General features: G+C 64.5%; 23 protein-coding genes and 3 pseudogenes. 13 read left to right on the top strand and 13 right to left on the bottom strand.

Annotated elements, in window-relative coordinates:
- Window position 1: 1 nt before the first annotated feature.
- The 4 genes from ACSQ9A_RS20745 to ACSQ9A_RS20730 all read right to left on the bottom strand — a co-directional run bounded on the left by ACSQ9A_RS20745 (window position 2) and on the right by ACSQ9A_RS20730 (window position 3,732).
- Entirely contained in the window at window positions 2-439 is a 438-nt protein-coding gene (locus tag ACSQ9A_RS20745; RefSeq protein ID WP_436304989.1) for a DUF2141 domain-containing protein, read from the bottom strand.
- A gap of 123 nt (window positions 440-562) precedes the next feature.
- Window positions 563-1,630: an AI-2E family transporter gene (locus ACSQ9A_RS20740; protein WP_436304988.1), complete on the bottom strand. Its 1,068-nt coding sequence runs from the start codon at window positions 1,628-1,630 to the stop codon at window positions 563-565.
- A 37-nt stretch (window positions 1,631-1,667) separates the two neighbouring features.
- On the bottom strand, window positions 1,668-2,366 hold the full coding sequence (locus ACSQ9A_RS20735; RefSeq protein WP_436295007.1) for a GntR family transcriptional regulator: 699 nt from the start codon (window positions 2,364-2,366) through the stop codon (window positions 1,668-1,670).
- A 22-nt stretch (window positions 2,367-2,388) separates the two neighbouring features.
- Window positions 2,389-3,732, bottom strand: a complete 1,344-nt coding sequence (locus ACSQ9A_RS20730; protein WP_436304986.1) for a C4-dicarboxylate transporter DctA — start codon at window positions 3,730-3,732, stop codon at window positions 2,389-2,391.
- Between the two features lie 475 nt (window positions 3,733-4,207).
- On the opposite strand from ACSQ9A_RS20730, the gene ACSQ9A_RS20725 reads away from it, so the two are divergent.
- Window positions 4,208-5,110 (top strand): transporter substrate-binding domain-containing protein, encoded by a 903-nt coding sequence (locus ACSQ9A_RS20725; RefSeq protein WP_436304985.1) that lies wholly within the window; start codon window positions 4,208-4,210, stop codon window positions 5,108-5,110.
- Between the two features lie 34 nt (window positions 5,111-5,144).
- Here the strand turns inward: ACSQ9A_RS20725 and ACSQ9A_RS20720 are convergent, their stop codons facing one another.
- Together ACSQ9A_RS20720 and ACSQ9A_RS20715 are read right to left on the bottom strand one after the other, a co-directional pair.
- A complete protein-coding gene (locus tag ACSQ9A_RS20720) occupies window positions 5,145-5,537 on the bottom strand; it encodes a carboxymuconolactone decarboxylase family protein (protein ID WP_436304984.1) in 393 nt (130 codons plus the stop codon).
- A complete protein-coding gene (locus ACSQ9A_RS20715) occupies window positions 5,534-6,403 on the bottom strand; it encodes a hypothetical protein (protein ID WP_436304982.1) in 870 nt (289 codons plus the stop codon). Before ACSQ9A_RS20715 ends, ACSQ9A_RS20720 begins: the two co-directional genes overlap by 4 nt.
- A 33-nt stretch (window positions 6,404-6,436) precedes the next feature.
- On the opposite strand from ACSQ9A_RS20715, the gene ACSQ9A_RS20710 reads away from it, so the two are divergent.
- Window positions 6,437-7,330 (top strand): LysR substrate-binding domain-containing protein, encoded by an 894-nt coding sequence (locus ACSQ9A_RS20710; protein ID WP_436304981.1) that lies wholly within the window; start codon window positions 6,437-6,439, stop codon window positions 7,328-7,330.
- Window positions 7,331-7,606: 276 nt separating this feature from the next.
- Here ACSQ9A_RS20710 and ACSQ9A_RS20705 read toward each other — a convergent pair whose 3' ends face one another.
- The 4 genes from ACSQ9A_RS20705 to ACSQ9A_RS20690 all read right to left on the bottom strand — a co-directional run bounded on the left by ACSQ9A_RS20705 (window position 7,607) and on the right by ACSQ9A_RS20690 (window position 13,440).
- Entirely contained in the window at window positions 7,607-7,897 is a 291-nt protein-coding gene (locus ACSQ9A_RS20705; protein WP_436304980.1) for a DUF1330 domain-containing protein, read from the bottom strand.
- A 413-nt stretch (window positions 7,898-8,310) separates the two neighbouring features.
- Complete coding sequence (locus ACSQ9A_RS20700) at window positions 8,311-11,493, bottom strand: adenylate/guanylate cyclase domain-containing protein (RefSeq protein ID WP_436304979.1); 3,183 nt, start codon at window positions 11,491-11,493, stop codon at window positions 8,311-8,313.
- Between the two features lie 370 nt (window positions 11,494-11,863).
- Window positions 11,864-12,160 (bottom strand): immunity protein Imm33 domain-containing protein, encoded by a 297-nt coding sequence (locus tag ACSQ9A_RS20695; RefSeq protein ID WP_436304978.1) that lies wholly within the window; start codon window positions 12,158-12,160, stop codon window positions 11,864-11,866.
- Window positions 12,161-12,339: 179 nt separating this feature from the next.
- Window positions 12,340-13,440 (bottom strand): hypothetical protein, encoded by a 1,101-nt coding sequence (locus tag ACSQ9A_RS20690; RefSeq protein ID WP_436304977.1) that lies wholly within the window; start codon window positions 13,438-13,440, stop codon window positions 12,340-12,342.
- Window positions 13,441-13,830: 390 nt separating this feature from the next.
- On the opposite strand from ACSQ9A_RS20690, the pseudogene ACSQ9A_RS20685 reads away from it, so the two are divergent.
- Window positions 13,831-14,096, top strand: a pseudogene (locus ACSQ9A_RS20685) (HRDC domain-containing protein); the annotation flags it as partial.
- A 16-nt stretch (window positions 14,097-14,112) separates the two neighbouring features.
- Here the strand turns inward: ACSQ9A_RS20685 and ACSQ9A_RS20680 are convergent.
- Together ACSQ9A_RS20680 and ACSQ9A_RS20675 are read right to left on the bottom strand one after the other, a co-directional pair.
- Window positions 14,113-16,305 (bottom strand): arylsulfatase, encoded by a 2,193-nt coding sequence (locus ACSQ9A_RS20680; protein ID WP_436304976.1) that lies wholly within the window; start codon window positions 16,303-16,305, stop codon window positions 14,113-14,115.
- Between the two features lie 80 nt (window positions 16,306-16,385).
- On the bottom strand, window positions 16,386-17,063 hold the full coding sequence (locus tag ACSQ9A_RS20675; RefSeq protein WP_436304975.1) for a TetR/AcrR family transcriptional regulator: 678 nt from the start codon (window positions 17,061-17,063) through the stop codon (window positions 16,386-16,388).
- A 121-nt stretch (window positions 17,064-17,184) separates the two neighbouring features.
- Between ACSQ9A_RS20675 and ACSQ9A_RS20670 the strand changes: the two genes are divergently transcribed.
- From ACSQ9A_RS20670 to ACSQ9A_RS20660, 3 genes and pseudogenes are all read left to right on the top strand, one after another.
- Window positions 17,185-18,153, top strand: coding sequence for a Bug family tripartite tricarboxylate transporter substrate binding protein (locus tag ACSQ9A_RS20670; protein WP_436304974.1), 969 nt, complete (start codon window positions 17,185-17,187; stop codon window positions 18,151-18,153).
- An 18-nt stretch (window positions 18,154-18,171) separates the two neighbouring features.
- Window positions 18,172-18,855, top strand: coding sequence for a DUF1028 domain-containing protein (locus tag ACSQ9A_RS20665; protein ID WP_436304973.1), 684 nt, complete (start codon window positions 18,172-18,174; stop codon window positions 18,853-18,855).
- Between the two features lie 76 nt (window positions 18,856-18,931).
- Window positions 18,932-19,039, top strand: a pseudogene (locus ACSQ9A_RS20660) (pyrimidine utilization protein C); the annotation flags it as partial.
- Between the two features lie 431 nt (window positions 19,040-19,470).
- Here ACSQ9A_RS20660 and ACSQ9A_RS20655 read toward each other — a convergent pair.
- A complete protein-coding gene (locus ACSQ9A_RS20655; RefSeq protein ID WP_436304972.1) occupies window positions 19,471-20,388 on the bottom strand; it encodes a LysR family transcriptional regulator in 918 nt (305 codons plus the stop codon).
- Window positions 20,389-20,499: 111 nt separating this feature from the next.
- On the opposite strand from ACSQ9A_RS20655, the gene ACSQ9A_RS20650 reads away from it, so the two are divergent.
- From ACSQ9A_RS20650 to ACSQ9A_RS20620, 7 genes and pseudogenes are all read left to right on the top strand, one after another.
- Window positions 20,500-21,927, top strand: coding sequence for an amidase (locus ACSQ9A_RS20650; RefSeq protein ID WP_436304971.1), 1,428 nt, complete (start codon window positions 20,500-20,502; stop codon window positions 21,925-21,927).
- Between the two features lie 69 nt (window positions 21,928-21,996).
- Window positions 21,997-23,040, top strand: coding sequence for a Bug family tripartite tricarboxylate transporter substrate binding protein (locus ACSQ9A_RS20645; protein ID WP_436304970.1), 1,044 nt, complete (start codon window positions 21,997-21,999; stop codon window positions 23,038-23,040).
- A gap of 24 nt (window positions 23,041-23,064) precedes the next feature.
- Window positions 23,065-23,250: an amidase family protein gene (locus tag ACSQ9A_RS20640; protein WP_436304969.1), complete on the top strand. Its 186-nt coding sequence runs from the start codon at window positions 23,065-23,067 to the stop codon at window positions 23,248-23,250.
- Window positions 23,199-23,417, top strand: a pseudogene (locus tag ACSQ9A_RS20635) (amidase family protein); the annotation flags it as partial. The gene ACSQ9A_RS20640 and the pseudogene ACSQ9A_RS20635, both read left to right, overlap by 52 nt.
- A gap of 44 nt (window positions 23,418-23,461) precedes the next feature.
- A complete protein-coding gene (locus tag ACSQ9A_RS20630) occupies window positions 23,462-24,436 on the top strand; it encodes a tripartite tricarboxylate transporter substrate-binding protein (protein ID WP_436304968.1) in 975 nt (324 codons plus the stop codon).
- Between the two features lie 43 nt (window positions 24,437-24,479).
- Window positions 24,480-24,617: a hypothetical protein gene (locus tag ACSQ9A_RS20625; RefSeq protein WP_436304967.1), complete on the top strand. Its 138-nt coding sequence runs from the start codon at window positions 24,480-24,482 to the stop codon at window positions 24,615-24,617.
- The gene (locus ACSQ9A_RS20620) at window positions 24,617-24,793 is read left to right on the top strand and encodes a hypothetical protein (protein WP_436304966.1); all 177 of its coding nucleotides are present in this window, start codon (window positions 24,617-24,619) and stop codon (window positions 24,791-24,793) included. The genes ACSQ9A_RS20625 and ACSQ9A_RS20620 overlap by 1 nt, the downstream gene beginning before the upstream one ends.
- Window positions 24,794-25,320 lie beyond the last annotated feature (527 nt).

Raw genomic sequence — 25,320 nt, 5'->3', positions numbered from 1 at the left:
CTCAGCGCAGGTGGATGACGGTCTTGAGATCGGCATCGACGCTGAACGACGCGGCATCGAAGCCCGGCGCAGCGCGGTTGCCCTTGGCGTCGTTCGAGAAGCCGTAGCGTTCGGTCGGCATGCCCATGGGGTTGGTGTCGAGCTTGCCGTTTCCGTTCTCGTCCGCGAACACTCGCAGCGCATAGCGTCCGGGCGCCAGGCCAGGGAAAGCGAGCCGGGCCGCGCCGGCGCGCAGCGGCACGGTCTGGGCCGCCAGCGCCTTGTTGCCGGCGTAGCCTTCGGCGCTGTCGAAGAGCGCGACATAGAGCGTGGCTTCGGTCGCCGGACCGTCCACGACGCTCAGGGTCAGGTCGGCGGCGAGCGCGCCCAGTGGGGCGAGCAGGGCGGCGGCGCACAGGGCGCGCGTGCCGCGGCGGGGCAGGGGAGCAGAAGGATTCATGAGGGCCTCGTCGGAAGTGGAGGCCCGAAGATCGCGCGGCCGCCGGCTGCTGCCCAGCGCCATGCGACGGAATGCAAAATGCGCGCGCCAAATGCGCGAGCGGCGGGCGAAGCGCGTCCGGATTCAGGTCGGCGGCTCGTCCTGCTCCTCGTTCGACGAGGAGAACAGGTCCCAGGCGGCCAGGAACAGCGCGGCGATCACCGGCCCGATCACGAAGCCGTTGATGCCGAAGAGTGCCATGCCGCCGATGGTGGAGAGCAGCACGATGTAGTCGGGCATCTGGGTGTCCTTGCCGACCAGGAGCGGCCGCAGGATGTTGTCAACCAGCCCGATCACGACCACGCCGAAGACGATCAGGAACACGCCCTGCCAGATCTCGCCGGTGGCCAGGAAGTAGAGCGCCACGGGCAGCCAGATCAGCGCCGCGCCCACCGCCGGCAGCAGCGAGAGAAAGGCCATCAGCACGGCCCACAGCAGCGCGCCCTGCACGTCCAGGAACCAGAACGCGAGGCCGCCCAGCGCGCCCTGCACGGCCGCGACCGCCACGTTGCCCTTGATGGTGGCGCGGATCACGGTGGTGAACTTGTTGAGCAGGTAGTGCGTGTGCGGCCGCGCCAGCGGCAGCGCCTCGCGCACCGACTTCGACAGCTCGGTGCCGTCGCGCAGCAGGAAGTACAGCAGGTACAGCATGACCGCGAAGCTGACCAGGAACTCGAAGGTGTTCTGCCCGATGTTGACCGCCTGTGTCGCGATCAGCTGGGTGCCCTGGGCCGCGCCCTGCGAGAGCTTGGCCAGCAGCGCTTCGATGTTGCCGAGGCCGAATCGATCCAGCAGGTTGAGCAGCCATTGCGGCAAGGCGGCCGCGATCTGCTGCAGGTAGCGCACGAAGTTGATCTCGCCCGAGCGGATCTTCTGCGCCACCAGCGACACCTCCTGCACCAGCGAGGCGGTGACCATCGAGAGCGGGATGATCACGATCACCAGGCAGATCGTGAGCGTGGCGAGCGCCGCGAGGTTGCGCCGCGTGGGCATCTTCCTGAGCAGCCGCTTGTAGAGCGGCGTGAACAGGATGGCCAGCGCCACGCCCCAGAGCACCGCGCCGGAGAAGGGGGCCAGGATCGCGAGGAAGGCGGCCGTGACGGACGCCAGCAGGAGCAGGAAGACGCCGCGCTGGAGTTGGGGTGAATTCATACGCCGGCTACTGTAGCCGACCGGGTTTGCCGCTCCCTCAGCGCGACGCCCTTGGGAGCGCCACCGGCGCCAGCGTGGCGCGCAGGCGCTCGTCGGCGCCCGGCGCGGCTTCGGCTTCGACCTGCAGCGCCTGCTCGACGTTGCCGATGTGGTCGAGCATCAGCTGCCGCGCGCGCTTCGTGTCGCCGGCCTCCAGCGCGGCCACGATCGCCGCATGCTCGGCGCACGATTGCCCGGCCTCGTGCTTCGACTGGAACAGCGTGGCCGCGAGCGTGGTGCGGGCCGTGAGGTCGCGCAGCACGTCGACCAGCAGGCGGTGGCCCATCTGGTCGGCCAGGCAGACATGGAAGTCGGCCAAGAGGAAGGCGCGCGTCGCGGCATCCGCGCCGGCGATGGCGCGCTTCTCGTCGGCGATGTGCTCGCGCAGCTTGCGGATCACCTTCGAGAGCGGCCGTCCCGCCTCGGCCAGGATGCCGGCCTCGACGATGCGGCGCGCGGCGAAGGCATCGCGCGCCTCTTCGGCCGAAGGCTGCACCACGTACCAGCCGCGGCGCGACTGCACCTCGACGAAGCCGCGCGCCTGCAGCTGCATCAGCGCCTCGCGCACCATGGTGCGGCTGACGCCGAAGTTCTCCGCCAGGTCCTGCTCGCCGAGGCGCTCGCCGGGCGCGAGCTTCTGCGCCAGGATGGCTTCGACCACGCGCTCGGCGATGGTGGTGGGCGTGACGTCGGTCATGGCGAGGGCTTGTGAATGAGCCCTAGTGTGCCGCGTGTGCCGCGTGGGCGGCGTGCGCCGCGGCGACCGGGGAGTCGGGCTCTGCCAGCGGCTCGTCCTCGGGCGAGTGGGTGCCGTTCAGCACCGCATGGGCGCGCTCGCGGTCGATGTCGCCTTCCCAGGCCGCGATCGCGACGGTGGCGACACAGTTGCCGATCAGGTTGCCCAGGGCGCGTGCGATGCCCATGAACCAGTCGACCGAGAGCACCAGCACCAGCCCGATGGCCGGGATGGCGGGAATCGCATGCAGCGTGGCGGCCAGCACCACGATCGCTGAACCCGGCACGCCGTGCGCGCCCTTGGATGTGACCAGCGCGATCGCCAGGATGGTCAAGAGGTCGGTCATCGAGACCGGCGTGTTGGTCGCCTGCGCGATGAACACGGCCGCCAGCGTGATGTAGATCGAGAAGGCGTCGAGGTTGAAGGAGTAGCCGGTCGGGATCACCAAGCCGACGGTCGAGTCGCGGATGCCCATGTGGCGCAGCTTGGCCATGATCTGCGGCAGCACGCTGTCCGACGAGGTGGTAGCGAACACGATGGTCAGTTCCTCGCGCAGGTAGCGCAGCAGCTTGACGAGGCTGAAGCCCGAGAGCCGCATCACGAAGCCCAGCACCACGAACACGAAGACGATGACGGAAGCGTAGAACAGCGCCACCAGCATGCCCAGCTGCTTGAGCGAGCCGATGCCGTACTTGCCCACCGTGAAGGCGATGGCGCCCAGCACGCCCAGCGGTGCCAGCTTGATGATGATGCCCATGATCTTGAACAGCACCAGCGAGAGCGTGTCGACGAAATCGCCGACCGGCTTGCCGCGCGGGCCCAGGAGCGCCAGCGCGCAGCCGAACAGCACCGCGAACAGCAGCACCTGCAGCACGTCGCCGGTGGCGAAGGCGTTGACCACCGTGGTCGGGATCAGCTTCATGAGGAAGTCGACCGTGCCGCCGCTGGTGAGCTTGTCGGCGTTCGAGGCATAGGCGCTCATGGCCGCGGCGTCGAGCGCGCCGGGGTCCACGTTCATGCCCACGCCGGGCTTGAACACGAAGGCCAGCACCAGGCCCATGGCCAGCGCGATGGTGGTCAGCACCTCGAAGTAGATCAGCGACTTGACGCCGACCCGGCCCACGCGCTTCAGGTCGCCTGCGCCGGCGATGCCGTGCACCACCACGCAGAACACCAGCACCGGGATGATCATCTTGATCAGCTTGATGAAGCCGTCGCCCAGCGGCTTGAGCTTGACGGCGAAGTCGGGAAAGAACAGGCCCGCCAGCACGCCGAGCACCAGCGCGATGACCACCTGACCGAAGAGCGATTTGGCGAAACGGGGCATGGGGGATCTCCGTGTTTGGTTGCATGCAAGAGATCAGTAATCTTGCATACAAGCAATGTAGGCAAGATCCGGCGTTTTTCTGTGGGGGTATTCCCGGGGTTGGGGTGCACCTGAAGAAGTTGTTCTAGGTCAATAAATGCCTGAACAGGTCAATAAATGCGCAAACAAGCTAATAAATGCGCAAACAGTCGGGGCCCGGACCTAGCCGGCCTGAGGCGAGAGCAGCGAACATGACGATGAGCCGCGTCATGGACATCGAAAGTAGTCGGAGGTCGGACGGGACCAGCGCTGTGCCGAGTCACTTGCTGCAGGCCGGGGGCACGCTGTCGCTTAACCGTATGCCTGCTTCCGGCCAGGAGCGGACCGTCGCGGCTGGCCGCTCTCGGAAACTGGAGTCCTGGATGATGTGATTTGACGGCTGCCCGCCGCGATGCGCGGCTTGCGTCAGAGAACCGTGATTTCAGAGGAGCACACCATGCAAATACGTGACTGGATACGGGCAGCGGTGGTCGGGCTGTGCATCGGCGGCTGTGCGGGAATGCAGGGGGGAGTGAACCAGGAGACGAGAGCCGCCGTGGCACCAACGGGCACGCTTCGAGTCGCATTTCTCCTGGGGCCGATTTATGCGACCAAGGATTCAGCGACCGGCGAACTCAAAGGCGTTGCAGTCGATCTCGGAAAGGAGCTCGCGCGCCGCGTTGGCGTGCCATTCCAAGCGGTCGTGTATTCCAACCCTCCCGCGCTGATCGGCGGTGCGAAGTCCGGCGAATGGGACGTCGCACTGGCCGGAATCAATGCCGAGCGGGCGGCGGCGATGGATTTCTCAGCGCCTTACATGGAAGTCGAACAGGGTTACCTCGTCCGCGCCGGTGTCCCTGTCGCCACGGCCGCGGACGTGGACAAGGCGGGGATCCGGATCGGAGTGCTCGAAAAATCCGGCGCAGAGCTCCACCTGTCGAAGACCTTGAAACACGCCGAGCTGGTCCGAGTCAATAGCCCTGCTGAAAACTTAGCCTTGCTGGATACCGGAAAGGTCGAAGTGATTGCCGCCACCAAGACGGCCCTCTTCGCCGGAGCGATGAGCCGGCCAGGCTCGCGAGTTCTCGACGGCCGGATCGTCGTCGAGCCGATCGGCATGGGCGTGCCCAAGGGGCGCAATGCTGCCGCGGCCATGTACGTCGCCAAATACGTCGAGGAGGCGAAGTCAGCGAACCTGGTGGCGGCCGCGATCAAGGGGGTGGGCTGCGCGGAGTCGCCGTTGCTCCACCCAAGTAGATGCTCTCTAACGGCGGCTTCCCGGAGGTCGAATGTGAGTCGCAGGAAGTCCGGATCGGCCCCGAAGCGCCAGAGGGGCGCAACCGGCTACAGTCGGCCATAACCCCAGGACCGGTCGTTCGTCCGACGGTGTGCCCTCAGGCCAGTGGGAGCTGAATTCCTGTCTCTGCGAAAACCTCCCGCACGACGAACAGTCCGTTCAGCGCCGCCGGAAAACCCGCGTAGACCGCCATCTGCATCACGACCTCGACCACCTCCTCCGGTTTGCAGCCGACGTGCAATGCAGCATGCACGTGCACACGCAGTTGGGGCGACGCATGGCCAAGTGCGCACAACGCTGCCACCGTCGCCAGTTCGCGTTCACGCAAGCCCAGCCCGTTCCGTGCGTAGATGTCGCCAAACGGGAATTCAAGCACATAGCGCGCGAAGTCCGGGAACGACTTCGCGAGCCCTTCGACCACCGCCAGGCCCGCAGGGCCATCCACGGCAGTCAACATGCGCGAACCGCGTTCGTAACGTTCGGAGCTCATTGACCATCTCCTTTGCGGTACCGCCGCACAGTGCCGTCGCCCCAGTTGCCCACGGCGACTTCCGAGCCGTCGGCGGACCGGGCCATGGCCACAGGGCTTCGGAGGTCTTGAATCACTGTCGAGGCTGAGCCGCTGCGGGTCACGCGCCATACCGAAGTGCCTGCATAGTCGGACACCAGTACCGCGTCGGCCCCATCCGCCACGATGCCGACCGCTGGTGCACCGAGTTTTCTAGTCAGCTCACTCTGCGTGCCGTCGGGCCGAACCTCGACAACGCTGCCGGCAAAGTTCGAAATGACCAGCGTCCCATCAGCGAGCTCGACTGCACCGACGGGTGTCGGAAGCCCATCCGCCAATACTCGCGTCGTGCCAGATGTGTCTGCCCGCAAGACCTGATTGAGGCCCCGGTCGGCAATGAGCAGGTTGCCATCCCTGTCGATGGAGAGACCTGCCGGAGTGCGCAAACCGCGTACAAACACCTGGGGTCTGCCGTCGGGGGAAAGGCGATGGACCACTCCGTCCGAGTAGGACGACACGTAGACGACGCCGTCGCGCCCTACTGCGATGCCCGAGGGCGAACGGACCAAGTCGGTTACGAGCTTTCTTGCGCCAGTCCTGTCGATGTGGGTCACCCGATGGGCCGACCATTCGGTCACGTACAGGCTGCCGCTGGCGTCATACGCGAGGCCGGTCGGCGCTGAAAACGTACCTGGTATGGATTCGGCGCTCCATGGTTTCACTGGCTGCCCGGCGATAGCAGATACCGCGGCGAGGGCGGCGAGGCCGGCCGCTGCAACGTGGCGAGAAAGGGTCATGAAGTCCTCCAAGAAGTCGACGTAGGTCACTGTAGAGATGACCTGCAGCATGCGGAATGACCAAGTTCGTGATACCTTTTTGATATGTCAACCCGCCTGGATTCCCGCTCACTCGCGTTCTTCCTTGCCGTCGCGGATGCGCTGAGCTTTCGTCAGGCGGCCGAGACATTGCACCTGTCGCAGCCGCCGCTGAGCCGGGCGATTCGGGAACTCGAGGAGCGGTTGGGAACACGGCTGTTCGATCGCAACACGAAGGGCGTGAACCTCACCGACGCTGGGCACAGACTGCTGCCCTATGCGCGCAGCATCGGGAAGTTGCTTCGCGAGGCCGAAGCGGAGCTCGCGACCCAGGGCTTGCCGGCCACGCTTCGGCTAGGCCTGACTAGCGCAGTGGAGCCGACCTGGTTCCGTGGGCTGGCACAACGAGTGCAAGCAACTCATCCCGGAACGGCCGTGTCAACCTTTTCCGATACCTCGCCGAGGCTTGTACGCCAGCTTCGCGCCGGCAAATTGGATGCGGCGTTCGTAGCACTCCCTACAGATGCACATGGGTTGGATGTCTTGGAACTCGACCGCCTGCCGATGGTGGTCGCGATGCAGTCTTCCCATCAGTTGGCGAAGCGCAAGGCGGTTCGTCTCGCGGACCTGGCGCGTGAATCGGTCTTTTGGTTCGAGCGCGCGCGGCAGCCCGCGTTTTACGACCACTGCCAGAAGGTCTTCTCGCGCCATGGCTTTGCCCCGCCAAAGCTGAGGGAACCGACCGACCACCACGTTCTGTTGGGTGAAGTGGCTAGTGGACGTGGTGTGGCCCTACTGCCCAAATCGTTCACTGGCTTAAGACGGGCGGGCGTTGCCTACCGGTCTCTAGTCGAGGGCGACGAACTGGCTGTCGGCATCGGGCTGGCTACGCTCAGGGACCGGCAAGCAATGCGCGACATGCTGACCGTAGTGGCAGGCATAACTAGCGCCTCGCACTAGCCCCCAAGGGCGCCATGGGCCTTCTGGCCAAGTTCGAGGATTGACAACGGCCCCGAGACCAACTTGTCGCTTCAAGAGCACTGGCGTTCGCACTTGGACATCCGGACTTCGCATCGAGGCCAGCGCTCTACGGCAGAATGCGGCCAAGAGCAGCCCTTCGTTCTGAGCACCCCCATTGCGCGTCTTCCTTCCCTGTCTCCCAATCGCGCACTGGCGCGAGCTTGTCTTGTCCGCGGGTACTAAAGAGGGAAAGAGGGCGCGTCCCGCAGCTGCCGCTCAAACACCTTCGATGATGCGAATCTCGCGGTCGGCTCCGTCGCCCAGCGCAGCCAGTGCTGCCTGGTACGCCGGGCTGTCGTGCGCGGCGATTGCTTGTTCAACGCTGTCAAACTCAATCAGTACAGTGCGTTGCATCAGGCCGAGTTCATAGACCTTGGACGGTTCGCCACGCGCCAGGAAGCGTGCACCGTTGGCAGTGAGTGCCGGGCCGGCCAGCTTCGCATACGCGGCAAGCTTGTCGGAATCGTTGACCGCGCGATACGCGCTTACCCAGTAGGCTTTTGGCATCTGATTTTCTCTTCGGTGCGACTGAACACGTAAACGTGTGACTGTGCCGCGTGCCTTGATTTGCAGCAAGCCCCGTCGAGCATCTCCGCTGCGAAGGACGGCATTGGGACTGCTGACGCCGGTGCACGTGCGGCAGAATGCGGCCAGAACCAGCCACTCAGCCATCGCCGCAAAATCACAACAGGAGCGAACGTGGTCTTCCTCGCAATCACCCCCGATGGCCTGAAAGATGCGCTGCGCGTAGCGGTGAGTTCGGGCACCACGGTTTGGTGTGGCGCTGATGCCCCTTGCGATCCGTCGCCCTCGATCGCTCAACGGCAGATATGCAGTGCGGGCACGGCTGCTCCGGCGATCAGGTGATCGCTCCAGACCTCGCAAGCCGCTCGCCTGCAATCGCGCGGACCAACTTGCCTTCAATCGACCAACTGAGCCAGCGCCGACTCAGCTCTTGTCTGGTAGACCGTCGCACCCTGCTCCGAGGCGATGCGCACGGCGGTACGCAGCCAACCTTCGGCGAGTGCCGCGTTCACCGCCGAGTCCGCCAGCGCAAGCTCTGCACGCAGCCGCCACATCTCCGGAACATGGATGCCGACTTCCGGCGAAATCAGCGTGTCGAAGGTGCGCGTGACGAGCGCCAACGCCTCCTTGCCGCGGCCGCCCCACCTCAGCGCTTCGATCATGACCAAATGCGGATACACGCCGAGGAAACTGTGCCTGACCGCCGTGTCGTAGTTCGCCTCCATCATGACCAGCCCGGCGGCGATGTCCCCTTGCCGTGCGCGCGCCAGGCCGAGCATGAACTGCCCGAGCCCGCGCTGCAGCGGCAAGTCGTACTTCATTGCCACCTGCATCTCGCGCTCAGCCATGTTCTGGCAGGCTTCGATGTCGCCGGCCAGTTGCAGGGCGACGCTTCCCACCCCCAGTGCGAACGTCAGGCTGAGCGGATGCTGCACCGACTCCGCAAGCGCCAGCGCGGAGTCGAGGCTGGTGGCGGCATCTTGCGCCAGACCCCCCAGGCCCAGCCCGATGGCAGTGCAGCAATGGGCACAGACACCCAGGTCATGGCCCGCATACACCTGGGACAGGCGGTGGTGGCGCTGCGCATCGTAGCGGCGAACGCCTTCACGAGACGCCTCCAGCATCTTCGCGGTCTGGCCCGTGAAGTACCAGATGCCCCAGCGGTGATGCAGGCCTTCCATCTGCAGATCGTCATCGCCGAGCTTGCGGCTGATCGCTGTCAGTTCATCGCCCAAGATGCGGGCATCGTCGAACTGGCGCGAGTTGACCTTGGTGATGTACAGCCCCCATGTCGCCTGGAACAGTTGCCGTTCGGAGTCGGCCTTCTTGGCCAGCGCATAGGCCTGCGTCAGCACCGCTGCCATGTCATGGCTCAGCGGCCCGGACTGGATGTTGAAGGTCGCACCCAGTTTGAGCTTTGCTTCGATCGTGCAGCGCGCACGCGTCGCGGCGTCGGTGATTCGTTCTGCTTGCGCAAGCGCGGCATTCAGGTTGGCGATCGCCTCGGCATGGGCCGAGCGCCACCCCGACCTTTCCGCGGCAAGCATCCAATACGCGCACGATCGCTCTGCCTGCGCCGCGCGGTCGAAATGGTGGGCAACAATCTCGGGCGCGCTGGCGGCCGAGGTGTCCTGCTGCGATGCCAGCAGTTCGGCAATTCTCAGGTGCAAGGCCTGGCGACGGCTGCGCGACAGGCTTTCGTACGCCGCCTCCTGCACCAGAGAATGGTTGAAGCTGTAGCCATCCTGTTGCGAGTCCTCGGTGGCGAATACGAGGCCTGCACCGAGCAGCCGATCCAAGCCCGCGCGCAGCGTGGCCTCCTGCACGCCGGCAATGGCCGCCAGGAGCGGGTAGGAGAAATGGCGCCCGATCACGGAGGCTACCAGCGCAATGTCCTCGGCTTCGCCCAGACGATCCAGCCGGGACATCAGGGAATCCTGCAGCGTCGAAGGCACGACAACGGCGTGCGCAGCCTGCATGTCGATCACCGCCTTGGTGAGTTCTTCGACATACAACGGTACGCCGTCGCTGCGCTCCACGATCTGCTGGATCAGCGCCTCATCGATCGGCCAATCTCCAGCGGCGCGGCGGGCTATGGCAGCACTTTGGTCGTGTCCCAGCGGCTTGCATGAAATGGCCGTGGCGTTCATGTGCTCGCTCCAGGGTTTGCGGAATTCGGGCCGGTGGCTGACAAGGGCGAGCACCTTGCGCGACCCGATGCGCGACAGCAGCCGTTCCACCAGGCTTTGTGTCGTGGGGTCGCTCCAGTGCGCGTCCTCCAACAACAACAGCACCGGCACATCGTCGGGCGTGGCGAGCACGAAGTCTTCGAGGATGGCGAGTATTTCCAGGTTGCGCTGTGCCGTGGTCATCTCCATCGGCGACAGGCGGTCGGGCGTGGGAAGGTCGAGCAACTCCGCGATCAAAAGCAGGTCCCGGCGCGATGTCCGGCCGAGGCGCGGCAGCAGGGCTTCGAGCTTGCCCAGGTTCTCTTCTGTTGCGCGCTCGGTCTGAATCGCCGCTTCGTGCCGCAGCAACTGGGTCAGCGGGTACAACGCGCTGTTGCTGTGATAGGGAGAGCAATGGCAGCGCAGCAGCCGATGCGGCGTGTCGCGTATTCGCTCGGCGAGCGCCTCGACCAACCGCGACTTGCCCATTCCTGCATCGCCGCCGAGCAACACGAGGTGGCCGTTGCCCTGGACCGCACGTTGCCATGAATCGAGAAGAAGGACCTGTTCCCGCTCTCGCGCAACGATCGGCCCGGCAAGTCTGCCGCGCGACGCGGCGAACCGACTCTCCACGCTGCGTTCGCGCACCACCTTCCAGACGGGGACAGGCTTGTCAAAGCCCTTCAGCGCGTGTTCGCCGGCGGACACGTACTCGAAGAATTCGCCACTGAGTTGCCGTGTCATCGGGCTCACCAGCACGCTGCCGGGTTCGGCAAGCGCTTGCAGACGGGCTGCCAAATTCGGCGTATCGCCGACCACTGTCTGTTCGCGTCCGTCACCGGCAGCGTGCCCGACGACCAGGCCCGTGGCGACGCCGACGCGGGCCTGCAGCGCCTGGCCATCGGGGCGCTGCAGACGAGCGACCGCCATCACCATCTCGAGTGCCGATCGGATCGCGCGCTCAGTCGACTGTTCCTGTGCCTGCGGATAGCCGAAGTAGGCCAGTACGCCGTCCCCCAGGTATTGGGCGATGTGGCCGTCGAAGCTCTCAATCACGCGGGCGCAGGCATCGCGATACCTGCGCAACAACTGGTCGAGGTCCTCGGGGTCGAGCTGGCTGGCGATCGCGGTCGAGCCCACCAGGTCCGTGAACACCACGGTGACCTGGCGGCGTTCGACCTCCTTGGCGGCCGGAGCAGGCGCAACGGGGCCGGCAGGCATGGTGGTGGCTTGCCGCAGCTTGGACGCTGCGGCGAGGAGCTTGCGGCGGTGGCCGAGCGACAGCCCCAGCTTTTCAAGGTCCTGTTCGGTCAGGTCCGGCACGACCGTCACGTCGATGTCGTTGCTGGCGAAGACTTCGCAATACCTCTCAAGGCCAAGACCTTGGAGCCACGAGCTGATGTCTGACATTCGAGGACCTCACGACGGTTCGTAAGCGCTCCTTGATTTCCTTGGGAAACAGGAGCCCAAGTTGCCTTTCGTGCGCGACTTGACCCAGTGTCGGCCGTCTCGATACCGGCTGCAAGCCCGTGCTGTCTGCACGAACCTGCAAAGGATACGATCTGCCGCATCCACCGGTGTGCTTGATGCCCAGCGCGGCGAAGCGCTCGCATGCCGAGCATTGACGGTCAGCATCTTATCGGCAGCGAACTGCCAAGAGTCGGTAGTCGGTGGTCGGCCCAGCGCCGCTGAATGACAGCTCCCAAGTCTTGAGCTGCCGCCCGATTGGCGCGGCCCAAGGACCGGTGATGGCCGCATGTTGCCATGGCCAGCGGCCCGTCTAAACGGCCAAGAGCCCCGGGTCATACCAGACCTCAGCCTGCCCAGTGGCAAGTAGCACGCGCCAACCGCGCGCCAGCGCGAGGTACGGCAGGAGGACTGGGGCATGTAAACCGAGATGGCTTACGTGGAGCGGCTGAAAGAACCTCGGGTTGCCGGACAGTTCGCCACCCCAGATGTACCAACCGCATGTGCCGCCTTCTCGTGGGTGACGAAGCGCGTTGAGCGGCAATCGAGAGAGCGTAGGGAGGGCGACACGTTCAAGGTCGGTCTTGTGGCTGCTGTTCTGACTGGCCACTCGCTATCGTGAGCGTGGTACCAGGGATGCGAGACAGCCGCAGGCATCGAAGAACCACCCGGTATGGGCGAGCACCGAAGCAACCTCTACCAGCGCCTGTCGGCTGTCAGGATGCATTCTGAGGTGCGACGGTGAAGCAACGATTACAAGACCAAACACCCCTTGCAGCTGCAGTCGGGTTAGGGCGCCGGCACCGCCTCGCGGTTGCCGGGCACGATCATCGGCTGGTAAGAGAAGACATCGCGGCTCTTCGGATCCACCACGACCTTCAGCCACTGGACGTCATTGTTGCCGTTGGCCGCGTTGTCGCCGAAAGTCTCGACGCGGGTGAAGTTCTCGAGACGGCGGCCGCGGGCGTCCAGGAAGGGCTTGTCGATGCGGAAGTAGTGCGAATCGCCATGCACGTACGCCACCGGGCGCCGGAACGCGATCACGTGTTCGCGCAGGGCCAGAAGGTATTCCTTGTAGCCGTCGGGTGCTCCGTCGGTCTGTTCCAGCGTCAGCGGGTCCCGCAGCGGCGCGCGCGTGGGGTCGCTCTTGTCCCAGCCGGGGTTGGCCTGGGCAATGATCATGAGCGCCACCGAGCCGGTTTGCGCCGCCGCCGCGAAGGACTCGCGCAGCCACTTGATGTTCGCCGCATTGCGTGCCTGGAACTCCGCCGGGTCCGGGGCCGTGTCGCACAGGTTGTTGCAGGAGCCTGGGATGTTCAGCGTGACGTAGGTGACCCGACCCACTTTCCAGCGTCGATTCTCGACGCATGGCACGGCGCCGGCCTGGCCGAGGCACAGGACTTCGGTCTGGACTTCCTGCACGGTCGGATCGCGGCCCATCGAGAGCGGCGTAGAGAAGAACACCTGGCGCTCGCGGTCGAGCCGTTCGCGCGAGCTGAAACCGCCGTTGGCCGGCCGGTCGCAATCGGTCCAGTCGTTGTCGCCCGGCGTGAACATGGCCGCGCCCTGCAGCGCATTGAACCAGCCCACGGCACGGTGGTAGAGGCCGTCGTCGCACAGGCTTCCCGAGCCCTGCTTGAGGTCGCCGTTATGCACGGTGAACGTGAGCTTCTGCGCGTTCATGTCGGCCAGCAGGTTGGGCAATCCGACGGCTTCCTGGACTGGGGAGTAGGGGAGGTCGCCCCAGAGCCCGATCGCATACGCCGCGTTCGCCTCGCCCTGGTCGGCGTGGGCTGGCAGCTGGATGCAGGCGACGAGGCCGAGGGTGACCAGTCCCGCACCCAGCTGCGTGGCGGAGCTGTGCAGGCGTCGAAGCAGCGAGCGGGTCATCGGGTGTTCTCCCTCAGCGGGCCGGCAGGATCGCCGGGGCGCATCTTGGGCTTCACTCGGTGACGCGCCGATGACATCGATCAGTACCCGTCGGCGTCGACGATCGCCGTGCTCGGGATCTGCATGCAAGAGTCGACACGCTGGCGTGGGTGGCGAGCCGTCAAATGATGCTTACCGCCGAGCGTTGTGTGCGCAGCTGAATGGAAAAGCAAGGCTTGGGGATTCAGTCTTCGGAACTTTTGACACTTTGGCGGCCTCTGGCGAAAACGCATCGCGCCTCGTTTGCGGATTCGCATTCCTGTCGGCAGCAGCAAGGCATTTGCCTAGCCGCCCAGAGCGCAGAGGTCTGTTTGCGAATATTTTGTCCACGAACAAAGAAGATCGGACGCCCGGCGTCGCAAGGCTGGAGTCAAGGCGGCCCCGGCGGTCGCAGCGGGATTGACGGGACCGGCCGAAGCGAGGTTCGCGGCCCTGAAAGCTTGGCGCGCCGAAGTGGCGCGTGCCACAACCTCCCGGCCTATGTCATTTTCCATGATGCGACGCTGGGGACGGTGGCGGCAGTGGCGCCGCAATCGCTCAGCGACCTTCAAGGCATCAGCGGAATCGGCGCGGCCAAGCTGGAGAAGTACGGCAGCGGGGTGTTGTGGGTGGTAGCCACCTGGTTCGCCGGGGCTATTCGAGGTCGACGTGGAGGCGAGGGAGCTCGCCGTCGAACTCGCAGTCATCGAGGCCGTAGTCGGGAGACACGGGACTCACGGCGTCCCCTCCGACGTTGAAGCCATTCTGGTTCAGGAATGTCTTCAGGGTCCTGTCAATGCGCCCCCTTGCGACGACATGTCCATCGGCTTCGATGGACAGTGACGCAGCCGAGCCCGGTCTTCTTTCTTCCAGATCGACTTTCGCGACCAGTAGGTGCCGGCCAGGTGAAAGCGCGGCTCCCGCGATGCGGCAACTTACCGGATGGATGGCGTTGTAGTAGAGGACCGGGACACCCTCCAGGAGATAGAAGGCGTAGCCATTGATGCAACTGCCGTGGGAGGCAAGCACGCCATGCCCCCCGTTGGGGCCGACGACCACTTCGCAACTGATGCGGAAGGAGCGGCCCACGGTGTGCGGTGCGGCGTCGGAGTGCAGATTCCGCAAGCGGCGGCGATATTGGAACGAGTTGCGCGCCGCGCCATGGCTGGGTCGTCCCGCGGCCGCTTCTCCGGGTGGATGAATGGGGAGAATCTTTCCGTCCGACGCCAGCTTCCAGAAAAGCTCCTTGAGCGCCTGGAGTTTTTGGGGCTGCTGCTCGGCCAGATCGATTGACTGGCTGAAGTCGTTGTGCAATTCATAGAGTTCCCATCGCCGCCCCTCGGGAATGCTCGCTTTTCTGAGTGCAAAGCTTTCCCATGGATCATTCTCGGGCGTGGTGCATGCCATCCAGCCTTCGTGATAGATGCCGAAGTTCTGCATCGATTCGAAGACCTGGGTTCTTCGATTGGAGGCTGCCTGTGTGCTGTCGAAGGCGTAGAGCATGCTCACCCCGTCCACAGGGTCCTGGGCGATGCCGTTGACCACTGCGGGCGCCTCGATGCCGGCCGCATCGAGAACCGTCGGGAAAATGTCGACGACGTGGTGGAACTGTGTCCGGACTTCCGCGCGCTCGCGCAGTCGGTCTGGCCATGAGACCACGAGGCCGTTTCGCGTACCGCCAAAGTGGGATGCCACCTGCTTGTAGTACTGGAACGGGCTGTTGATAGCCCATCCCCAGGCCGCGGGGAAATGGTTGTATGCAGCCGGCCCCCCGATCCTGTCGATGATCTTGATCTGGTCTTCGAGCTTCTCCTCGAACCCGTTCGCCCAGGATTGCTCGAACAGCAGGCCATTGAATCCTCCTTCCGCGCTGCCACCGTTATCGCCCTGGATGAACAGGATCAATGTGTTGTCGAATTCGTCCCAATCTTTCAGCGCATTGATGATGCGACCCGCCTGGTGGTCGAAATGATCCAACGCGGCAGCGTATGCCTCCATCAGCCGGGCGGCGAGCGTCCTGTGATCGGCTGAGATGGAGGTCCATGCAGGCAAGTTGCCGGGCCGCGGCGTGAGGACAGTGTCCCTGGGGATCAGTCCCGCGACCTTCTGCCGCTCGAAGGTCTGCGAACGGATGGCATCCCACCCCTCGTCGAATCTGCCGCGGTATTTCTGGAGCCATTCATGCGGCGCGTGATGGGGTGAGTGCGCCGTGCCGGTCGCGTAGTAGATGAAGAATGGCTTATCCGCAGCGACGGCCTTCTGCTGCGCGATCCAGTCGATGGTGCGGTCCGCCATGATTCCATCGAAGTGGCGGCCACCCTCCGGAGGGCGCACATGCGACGTGTTCTCCACTAGGTCCGGTGACCACATGTTCGTGTCGAAACCGAGGAATCCGTAGAAGTAATCGAATCCCATGCCGGTCGGCCATCTGTCGAATGGCCCCAACGGGCTCATCTCCCATTCCGGCGTGATGTGACCCTTCCCGAACATGGCGGTGGCATAGCCGTTGGCCCGAAGCACGTCAGCCATGGTTCCCGCGGACTTTGGGATCACGCTGGTATAGCCGTCGTAACTCGAGGGGCGGGCGGTCACCCTGCCCATGCCCACCCGATGCGGGTTGCGGCCCGTGAGGAGCGCCGCGCGTGTTGGCGAGCACATGGCGGTGGTATGGAACTGGGTGAATCGCAACCCGCCCATCGCCAGGCTGTCCAGGTTCTGCGTGTCGATCGGGCCGCCGAAAGTGCTGCATGCCCCATATCCGACGTCATCGGTCAGAAACACGATGATGTTGGGGGCGCCCTTCATGGCCCTTCCCAGGGCAGGCCATTTGCCGGTTTTGTGATTCATGTTCGCATCCCAAATAATTTGGAATGCAAATTCTAATTCTAAAAATGGCAAGATAGCCGCGTTGCGGCTGCCGCTTCTGTCTAGGGAGCAATCAGATAGGCCTTCATCAGGCGAACGAGCTCATCGCGTATCTGGTCGTCCTCAAGTGCCAGGGGCCCCGGGTTGTTGAGCACCGCATGCACCAGCACCCCCGCGAGCGCCTGGTAGGCGAACAGGATCCGCAGGCGCCGCTGGTCCAGCGGCACCGAGGACAGGTACGGGCCAATGAGATCGACGAGCATCACGCGGTACCGATCCCCGGACTTCTTGATCACTTCCCACATGCCCTCCTTGCTGTGCTGCAAGGAAGCACGCATAACGCCGAGGTTTGAGCGGAAGTTTCCGATGGCCTCGTCCACGATGTCGCGGCAAAGTGCATCGATCGAGGACGCATCCGGAGGGTGCCGCGCGACGAATTCCCGGATCGATTGTTCTGTGCGCATCGTCTGAACGCGCTGCAGCGTCAGGAAGAAGTGCTGCTTGTTCTCGAATCGACCATAGAACGCCCCTATGGTCGTCTTGGCGTCTGCGCAAATCGCTTCGATGGAGAGGTCCTCCAGCGAGCGATCGTGAAGCAACCTTCGCCCCGCTTCTATCAATGCGGCAGCGGTACTTGCACTGCGTTTTTGGCGCGACGGCTTCATCTCCGGCAGGTAGCCCCCGCAAGCCCAGGCTTCAACCTCGGCAAAAGAAACTTGGGTTCGCATGGTGTTGACCATCGGTAATTATTGTTGTATCAGCCGTCGCCCTGCATAACGGCCAAAGGAGAGGCGTTGACATGCATAGAAAACAGAATAAGAATTCTACTTCCTTAATGGTGATGCACTTGTCGGAGAAACCATGTTGTACAACCGTCGCAGCATACTGATCGCGGTCACCGGCGCCGCCTTTTGGCCCGCTGCGTGGGCAGAGGGATGGCCTCGCAAACCCGTCCGGGTCATCCTGAACTTTCCTGCCGGCGGGCCCGGCGACGTGGTGACCCGCTATGTTGCCCAGCGAATGAGCGCCCTCCTTGGCCAACAAGTGATCGTCGAAAACCGAAGTGGCGGTGCCGGCGCGGTCGGCATACTCGCCGTCGCGAACGCGCAGGCCGACGGCTACACTTTCCTGTACACAACGGTCACTGGCGTGGTCCAGGTGCCGCTGATAACCAAGGATCAGACATTCGATCCCTTGAGATCCGTGATCCCGGTCATGGGTGTGGGAAGCACACCCATGGGACTACTCGTTCATGCCGGCAGTCCGGCCACCGATTTCCCCAGTTTCCTCGATTGGGCACGAAAGCAAGCGGCCGGGCTGGACATCGGAGGGGGTGGCCCCATCGTCGAGATCGCAACGGCCGTGCTTGCGCGAAGCGCGAACACGAAGCTCGTGTATGTGCCATTTCGGGGAACCGCACCGGTGGTCCAGGCCGCGCTGGCCGGCGACATCAAGGCCTTCTTCAGCACGCCGTCGCCCGTGATTGCCGAGAGCATCAAGGCAGGAAAGCTCAGGGCCATCGCCGTGACCTCGGCAACCGCATCCCATCTGATTCCAGGGGTGGAACCGATCGCCAGGTTCATCCCGGGCTATGTCCAGGACATCAACTTTGGATTTTTCGCGCCTCCCGGGATTCCGGCGGAAGCGGCCACCCGGTTCGGCAGCACGCTGACGACCGTTCTGGCCGAGCCCGGAATGAAGGAGCGACTTGCGGTTTTCGGGCTCAGCCTTCAGCCGGCAGGTGCCGAGGAAATCGCGCGGATCACGGCTCGCGACGTGGAAACCATCCGCAAGACGCTCGAAACGACGCCGGTGAAATTCGGTGAGTGAACACCCAGGAACAAGTGCATGACATTCGCCATCGTTGCGCGTGACCCGCAGACAGGTCACTTCGGAATCGCAAAGACAACCCGAACGATCGCGGCGGGAGGGCTCGATCTCTACCGCCATGTGCCCATGATGGGGTTCTGCCTGGGCATCAGCACCGTCGGCCGATGCCAGAAGGTCGGCGCGCTAATGATTCAGAACGGGCTGGATGCCGAGGCGGCCATGAAGGCCATGATCGGCAGCGACGAATTCTTCGCGAATCGCCAACTCGCCGCGATCGACAACAAGGGACGGATCGCCGCATTCACCGGCGAGAGCTGTCTCCCCTACGCGGGTCACATCGTCGGCGACAACTTTGCCGTGCTCGGCAACGTCCTCACCAGTTCCGCGACCGTCGAGGCCATGGCGGCCGCCTATAAGGATTCCAATGGCCTGCCGTTCGCGCGGAGGCTGCTCGCAAGCCTGGAGGCAGGCCGGGATGCAGGAGGCCAGCACGGCGGACAAAGGTCTTCGGACATGGCGGTGTTCGGCGACCGCGAAGGGCCGCTGATCGACCTGCGCATCGACCTGAACGAAGACCCCGTCGCCGAGCTGGTTCGTCTGTACGAGATCTTCAATCCACTGGTCCCTTACTACGAGCTGCATCGATCGAATCCGCGAGGGCTGCCTCGCGCGGACGATTGGCTCAAGGCCCGGGCGGCTTGAATCACGAAGCAGCCCTGCGAGTCTGTCACTCCACACCTGATCGCCATGCCCAAAGAAATTCTCGTTCCCTCGGCGCGCGGAATTCTTTCCCGGCGAGAAGCCCGCGCGCTTCTGCATTCAGTGCGGGCTGGTCAGGCCGGACGCACTGGTCGAGATCGCATCGATCGCCCATCTGCCTGCCTGATGGCCCGGAACGCAGTCGTGAAGGAACGAGTCGGTGTCCGCGCCGAAGTAAAACTGAGCCACCGGGTGGACTGAACCCCATCGGACTGGACCACTGGGGCCATCAGAACTAAGCCGCCTGCTGAGCGAGATGGGATTCGAATTCGTTGGGTGAGCGATAGCCGAGCGCGATCCACTGCGCATCAACGAGGCCATCGCCAGAATTCTTGCGTCGCGTCACCGGCACGAGCTTGATTCACACCGACCGAATCCCCATAGCTTCGTAGCCTTCTCGGTCCTCGGTGGCGCTTTCCGCGGTTTCCTCCATGGAGACTTGTCCAACTCCTGCCCTCGGGCCGTTCTCGCGCTCGGCGCTGTCGTGTCGCACGGACAGGTATCAGACGACCCTAGACCAAGGCGACCAGTTGGTACGCTCCGAATCGGCCGTAGCAATCACAAGGTTGCCTTGATGCGAGGCGTCCCCGCGAGGGCAGAGCGCACCGCGTCCACGAAGGGCTCGATCAAGGGACTTGGGAGGTCGCTTCTCCAGCAGACTGCGACATCGAACTGGTCCTCGACACCTGCCAGCGGCCTGAACTCCAGGCCGGGCGGACTGCCGTAGGCCGCGCAGGCAGGCAGGATCGCCACACCTTCGCCGGCCATGATCAGGGGGTAGGCCGCATGGATGGTCTCGACGCGGTGCGCGATCGTCATGCTGATGTGCTCGCGCCGTAGAAGTCTGGCTACCAGAGAGTGGTCGACGCCTTCCACCGGCCCCGGCAGACTAATGAGACTGTGGCCACACAAAGTCGCGAGAGGGATGTGGCGAAGCTGCGCGAGCGGCGAGTCTGCTGCCATTGCCACGCACAAGGGCTCGGATGCGACTATCGAGGTCGCGATGCCGTCGCGGATCGCCGGTGGCATGCACACAGCGACTGTGACCTTGAGTTCAGAGATCATGGCTTCGTAATTGGCCGCGCTCATCTCCACGAGCTGGAGTTCGACGTCCGGCATTTCGGCCCGCAGCTGCGGCACGAGCTTCGGCAAGAGCGAATAGCCCAGCGCGAACATGTAGCCGACCGTGAGACGGCCGCTCCGGCCTGCGGCCACGGCACGCGCCGCCTCAAAGCCGTCCTGCGCGAGCGCGAGCGCCGATCGCGCCCGCACCAGCATCGCCTGGCCGGCATCAGTCAGCTGCATGCCGCCTGACAAGCGGCGAAACAGCTGCGCCCCAAGTTGGGTCTCCAGTGCACGGATCTGCACCGACAGCGGCGGCTGCGCCATGTGCAGCCGCAGCGCCGCTTTGCCGACGCTCTGCGCATCGGCCACGGCGACGAAGTAGCGAAGGCTTCGCAGGTCGATCCTGCTCATACGACTCTCATATGGCTGTGTTGTGTCTCGGTATTGGACGGCAAGCACCCTCCATGCCAACCTTCATGCATCGCCTGCCAGGTGGCAGCAGAGACGAAGGGAATCGAGGACATGAGCGACGAGTTGTGTTTCATGACAGCGACTGAACTGCGCAGGCATATCGCGCACAGAGAGCTGTCCCCGGTCGAGGTGACGAGGGCGGTGCTCGAGCGAGCCGAGCGGCTGCAACCCGAGCTCAACTGCTTCATCACCATCTGTGCCGACGAGGCCCTGGCACAGGCCAAAGACGCCGAAAAAGCTCTCATGCGAGGCGAACCGCTGGGCCTGCTGCACGGCGTGCCCTACACCTGCAAGGACGTGATCGATACGCAGGGCATTCGCACCACCTATGGTTCGCTGCTGCACGCACAGCACGTTCCCGCACAAGATGCGGAGGTGGTAGCACGGCTGCGCCGACAAGGTGCGGTTCTCGTGGGTAAGACCACGACCCCCGAATTCGCCGCCAAGTGCCTGACCGACGCGCCGCTTTTCGGTCGCACGCGCAACGCCTGGAGCGCCGCACATTCAAGCGGCGGGTCGAGCGGCGGCACAGCCGTCGCGGTCGCGGCATCGATCGCGCCCATCGGTGCCGCAACCGATGGCGGTGGCTCCACGCGCATCCCAGCCGCCTGCAACGGCATCGTCGGTCTCAAGCAGAGCAGCGGACTGGTGCCCCACAGCCAGGCCGACGACGTCTACGGCAACGTGACCTTCGTCACTCCGATGTCCCGCACGGTGGCCGACACCGCACTTATGCTGCAGGCCATGGCCGGCGAGGATGCGGGCGAGCCATGGTCCACCGGCGTCGAGGTGCCAGACTACGCAAAGGCTTCCGCACCGCAGGGCGACTTGCGCGGCAAGCGCGTGCTGTACTGCTTGGCACCCGAAGGGCGCATTGTGTCGGCCGAGGTGGAAAAAGCCTTCCGCACATCGCTCGCTCACTTGCAGGGCCTGGGCGCGAACCTGATCGAGATGCCTGGAAATGGGTTCGACATCGAGCCGATTTGGCGCGTGATCAACCACACAGTCTGGCGAACCTGCTATGCCGACATGGCGCGAGAGCATCCGCAGATGCTGAGCACAACCTTCCAGAAGCAGATGGCCTTGGTCACTTCCGTGAGCGGCGTCGACTACCAGAAAGCCATGATCGAGCGGACTCGCCTGTTCCGCTTCGTCCAGTCGCTCTTGGATGGCAACGACCTCCTCGCGATGCCGACCTTGACGCGCACGGCCCTGCCCATCGAGCAGGACTTGTTCGGCAGCCTCGAGATCGACGGTCAGGTGTTTCCAGATGTCCGCCCCAACTGGTTCCCCTGGACCATGCCCTTCAACCTGACCGGGCATCCAGCTATCAGCCTGCCGAACGGCTTCGGCGCCTTCGGTCTGCCCATCGGCATCCAGCTTGTCGGCCGCCTCCGTAAGGATGCCGAACTGCTGCGCTGCGCGGCGCTGCTGGAGCGATCACAGGGCCTGCTGGACCGCAGGCCAGCGATCGGCTGATTCACCGACCAGCCGCTGCGCGCGCCTATCGAATTTCACTCTCCGTTCGTTCCATCCTTTCGCCCGATCATGACCAAATCATCTTCCTGCCTCGACCTTGAGGTTCCCGCGCTGTTCCCGCTACGGCGCTCACTCGTCGCAGGCGCGGCCTTCGCGACCCTGGCCCTTGCAATGGCGCCATTGCAATCAGCAGGCGCCGCCACCTATCCGGACCGGCCTGTGACAATCGTCTCGGCGTTTCCCGCAGGCGGCATCGTTGACGTCATCGCGAGGCGAATCGCACAAGGCATGTCCGATCGCCTCAACACCGCCTTTGTGGTTGAGAACCGCACAGGCGCGGCAGGCAGCATTGGCTATTCCTATGCCTCGCGCGCCAAGGCAGATGGCTACACCCTGGTGCTCGCAAGTGGACCGACGACGATGGTGCCGCCCGGCGCGACGTCCTCGACCTGGAACCCGATGACTGGCTTCAGCGCGATTGGGATGATCGGCACCATCCCGCAAGCCTTTGTGGTCCCTCCCAAGACCCCGTCACGTGACCTGCGCGATTTCGTCAAGTCTGCGAAGGCTGAGGCTGCGCACTTCAATTACGGATCGCCGGGCACCGGGACCACTCCCTTCTTCACACTCGAACTGCTCAAGAAGCAGCAAGGCATTGCTCTCACGCACGTCAGCTACCGCGGGCAACCCGACGTGATGATCGACCTGATGCGCGGAGACCTGAACATCGCGGCCGTGACGCTGCCGCTGGTGTTACCGAACGTGCAAGCCGGAAAGATGACGGCCATTGCCGTGACTTCCCAGACGCGCTCGCCATCACTGCCCGGCGTACCGACAGTGCACGAGCTCGGCATGCCCGAGCTTGGCATCTCGAACTGGTTTGCACTGCTGGGGCCTGCCAACCTGCCGCCCGACATCGTGAACACGCTTTCAAGGACACTGGGGGAGGTCCTGAAGGCGCCACAGATCCAGGCTGAGATGAAAGAGATCGGCTTGCTGATCCAACCGAGCCCGCCGGCAGAGACGATGGACTTCGTCAAGTCTGACATCGCTCGATGGACCGCGATGATGGCCAACTTCGGCGAGGCCGACTCGCAGCAGGCCAAGAAGTGAGATGGGCCCCGGACGGAGCGAATCGTGATCGGCAAGACCACCAGCGCCAAGTGCCTGACGGATGCACCACTGTTCGGCAGCACCGCCAACGCCTGGGATGCCACGCGGACCTCGGGCGGCTCCAGCGGCGGTGCCGCGGCCTCGGTGGCCGCGGGCGTCACTCTGAGGTACGGCCCAACTGGTTCCCCTGGACCATGCCCTTCAACCTGACGGGCCACCCGGCCATCAGCCTGCCCAGCGGTGCGGCCAGCGACGCCCTGCCCATCGGCCTGCAGCTGGTGGGCCGCTTCAAGCAGGACCTGCCCCTGCTGCAGGCAGCCACGCAGTTCATGGCCGCGCACACACCCAGCCGGTCGCTGCCCCTCATCGCGGACTGATCCGGTCCGCGCCCATCTCTCACTCCATTCTGGACCCCCTTCCTATGCGCTTCCCCATCTGTTCCTTCCTGGTGGCCCTGGCCGCCGCCTGCGCGCTGGTGCCCGCCCATGCCGACGAAGAGCACATGCCCTACAGGCTGGTGCTGGGTTTCCCGGCCGGCGGCGCACTGGACGTGCTGGCCCGCTCGGTGGCCGAAGAGATGAAGCACACGCTCAAGGCCCCCGTGCTGGTGGAGAACAAGCCCGGTGCCTCAACGCAGATCGCCATCGTCACCGTCAAGAACGCCAAGCCGGATGGCCGCACCATCCTGCTGGCGCACACGCCGGCCTTCGTCCTCTTTCCCATGACCTTTGCGCGGCTGAGCTATGAGCCGCAGAAGGACTTCGTCCCGGTCGCCCATCTGGCCAATGTGCCCAGCGCCCTGTCCACCGGGCCGGCCACGCCCTACAAGACACTGCCCGAGTATGTGCAGTGGGTCAAGACCAACCCGGCCCAGGCCAGCGTGGGCATGGCCAATTTGGGCGGCACCCTGCACTTCGCTTTGCTGAAGCTGGCGCAGGAAACCGGCGTGGACTTGCAGCCTGTGGTCTACAAGGGCGGCGCCCCGCTGGCCACCGACATCATGGGCGGCCACATTCCGCTGAGCATCGACGCCGTGGCCAGTCAGCTGGAGCTGCACCGCTCGGGCAAGCTGCGCATCCTGGCCGTGACGGGGACACAGCGCACCGCTTGGCTGCCCGATGTGCCGACGGCCAAGGAGGCCGGCTTCGCGGCCTTCGACAAGGCCGTGACCACCTACGGCGCCTATGTGCCGGCCGGCACGCCCAAGGCCGCTGTGCAGAAGCTGGAAGCGGCCTTCATCGCCGCGATGAAGACCGACAGCGTGAAGAAGCGCCTGGACCATGTGGGCCTGGAGGCCACCGGCCTGGGCAGTGCCGAACTGAGCCGCACCATGGATGAGGAGCGCAGCTACTGGACGCCCGTGGTGAAGGCCTCGGGCTTCAAAGTAGCGCCGTGAGCGGCGGGCAGCGGCTGGCCATGACCAGCTACGTGACGGCGCAATGAGCGACTCTTCTTCGGCGCAGGCGATGCCCGGCCAGCCGGCGGGCGTCGCGCCCTGGCGCGTGCTGATCAGCTCCTGCCTGGCCGTGGCGCTGTGCTTCTTCAGTGCCACGGCCATGGGCCGAATGCGCCGCTGATGCTGATCCTGCGGGCGCTGCAGGGCGTGGCGGCCGCCGCCATCTTCGCCAATACGGCCACGATGGTGGCCCATGCCTACGCCGACGACGCCCGTCCGCGACCCAGGACACCACCTTTGACGCTTTCGGCGCGCTGCTGTGCCGCGTGGCGCTGGGGGCCCTTTGCTGGGGGCTGACGCTGGCCGGCCGTAGGCAGGCGGGGGGCCAGGCCGCTCTCTTCGCTGGGTTCAGGCACGTTGGGGCGTCTACGCCAGCACCTTCGCCGTGGCGCTGGCCCAGCAAGGACCGCTGGTGGTGCTGGCGCTTTACAGCCAGCTCGCGCTGGGCCGTTCATTCCAGCAGAGCAGGGGGCCTTGTTCAAGCAATTGTTGGCGCACGGGAGCGCTCCGTCCGTGCTCATGCTGGCGTTGTTCGGGATTTCTCGCGCCTTGCTGCCTTGAAAACGTCCTTGGCGGGCCTTGCCTGGCCTGGGTGGCCGTTTGCGCTTGTTTTGAGCCGGAACACGATTGTGTTCTGAGCTATTAATTCCCCAAACGCGTCAATAAATCCGCAAACGACGCCATTAAATCCGCAAACGACCGGGCGACTTTGGCGGCTGCCAGAGTCGGTGACAAGCGGGCACATCGCTTCCTACGGGGATCTCAGCATTTGAGATCGAAGAACAGCTTGCGGGCTTTGTAGAGGTCCACGTCGGCTCGGGCCT

It is taken from the genome of Variovorax sp. LjRoot290 (genome assembly GCF_964253985.1).
Classification (GTDB): Bacteria; Pseudomonadota; Gammaproteobacteria; order Burkholderiales; family Burkholderiaceae_C; genus Variovorax.
This window is presented reverse-complemented; position numbering and strand designations above follow the sequence as displayed.

Bases quoted from the DNA above. Each gene is read 5' to 3' on its own strand.
- ACSQ9A_RS20745 (WP_436304989.1), bottom strand. From the start codon at position 439: ATGAATCCTTCTGCTCCCCTGCCCCGCCGCGGCACGCGCGCCCTGTGC.
- ACSQ9A_RS20740 (WP_436304988.1), bottom strand. From the start codon at position 1,630: ATGAATTCACCCCAACTCCAGCGCGGCGTCTTCCTGCTCCTGCTGGCG.
- ACSQ9A_RS20735 (WP_436295007.1), bottom strand. From the start codon at position 2,366: ATGACCGACGTCACGCCCACCACCATCGCCGAGCGCGTGGTCGAAGCC.
- ACSQ9A_RS20730 (WP_436304986.1), bottom strand. From the start codon at position 3,732: ATGCCCCGTTTCGCCAAATCGCTCTTCGGTCAGGTGGTCATCGCGCTG.
- ACSQ9A_RS20725 (WP_436304985.1), top strand. From the start codon at position 4,208: ATGCAAATACGTGACTGGATACGGGCAGCGGTGGTCGGGCTGTGCATC.
- ACSQ9A_RS20720 (WP_436304984.1), bottom strand. From the start codon at position 5,537: ATGAGCTCCGAACGTTACGAACGCGGTTCGCGCATGTTGACTGCCGTG.
- ACSQ9A_RS20715 (WP_436304982.1), bottom strand. From the start codon at position 6,403: ATGCTGCAGGTCATCTCTACAGTGACCTACGTCGACTTCTTGGAGGAC.
- ACSQ9A_RS20710 (WP_436304981.1), top strand. From the start codon at position 6,437: ATGTCAACCCGCCTGGATTCCCGCTCACTCGCGTTCTTCCTTGCCGTC.
- ACSQ9A_RS20705 (WP_436304980.1), bottom strand. From the start codon at position 7,897: ATGCCAAAAGCCTACTGGGTAAGCGCGTATCGCGCGGTCAACGATTCC.
- ACSQ9A_RS20700 (WP_436304979.1), bottom strand. From the start codon at position 11,493: ATGTCAGACATCAGCTCGTGGCTCCAAGGTCTTGGCCTTGAGAGGTAT.
- ACSQ9A_RS20690 (WP_436304977.1), bottom strand. From the start codon at position 13,440: ATGACCCGCTCGCTGCTTCGACGCCTGCACAGCTCCGCCACGCAGCTG.
- ACSQ9A_RS20680 (WP_436304976.1), bottom strand. From the start codon at position 16,305: ATGAATCACAAAACCGGCAAATGGCCTGCCCTGGGAAGGGCCATGAAG.
- ACSQ9A_RS20675 (WP_436304975.1), bottom strand. From the start codon at position 17,063: ATGGTCAACACCATGCGAACCCAAGTTTCTTTTGCCGAGGTTGAAGCC.
- ACSQ9A_RS20670 (WP_436304974.1), top strand. From the start codon at position 17,185: ATGTTGTACAACCGTCGCAGCATACTGATCGCGGTCACCGGCGCCGCC.
- ACSQ9A_RS20665 (WP_436304973.1), top strand. From the start codon at position 18,172: ATGACATTCGCCATCGTTGCGCGTGACCCGCAGACAGGTCACTTCGGA.
- ACSQ9A_RS20655 (WP_436304972.1), bottom strand. From the start codon at position 20,388: ATGAGCAGGATCGACCTGCGAAGCCTTCGCTACTTCGTCGCCGTGGCC.
- ACSQ9A_RS20650 (WP_436304971.1), top strand. From the start codon at position 20,500: ATGAGCGACGAGTTGTGTTTCATGACAGCGACTGAACTGCGCAGGCAT.
- ACSQ9A_RS20645 (WP_436304970.1), top strand. From the start codon at position 21,997: ATGACCAAATCATCTTCCTGCCTCGACCTTGAGGTTCCCGCGCTGTTC.
- ACSQ9A_RS20630 (WP_436304968.1), top strand. From the start codon at position 23,462: ATGCGCTTCCCCATCTGTTCCTTCCTGGTGGCCCTGGCCGCCGCCTGC.
- ACSQ9A_RS20625 (WP_436304967.1), top strand. From the start codon at position 24,480: ATGAGCGACTCTTCTTCGGCGCAGGCGATGCCCGGCCAGCCGGCGGGC.
- ACSQ9A_RS20620 (WP_436304966.1), top strand. From the start codon at position 24,617: ATGCTGATCCTGCGGGCGCTGCAGGGCGTGGCGGCCGCCGCCATCTTC.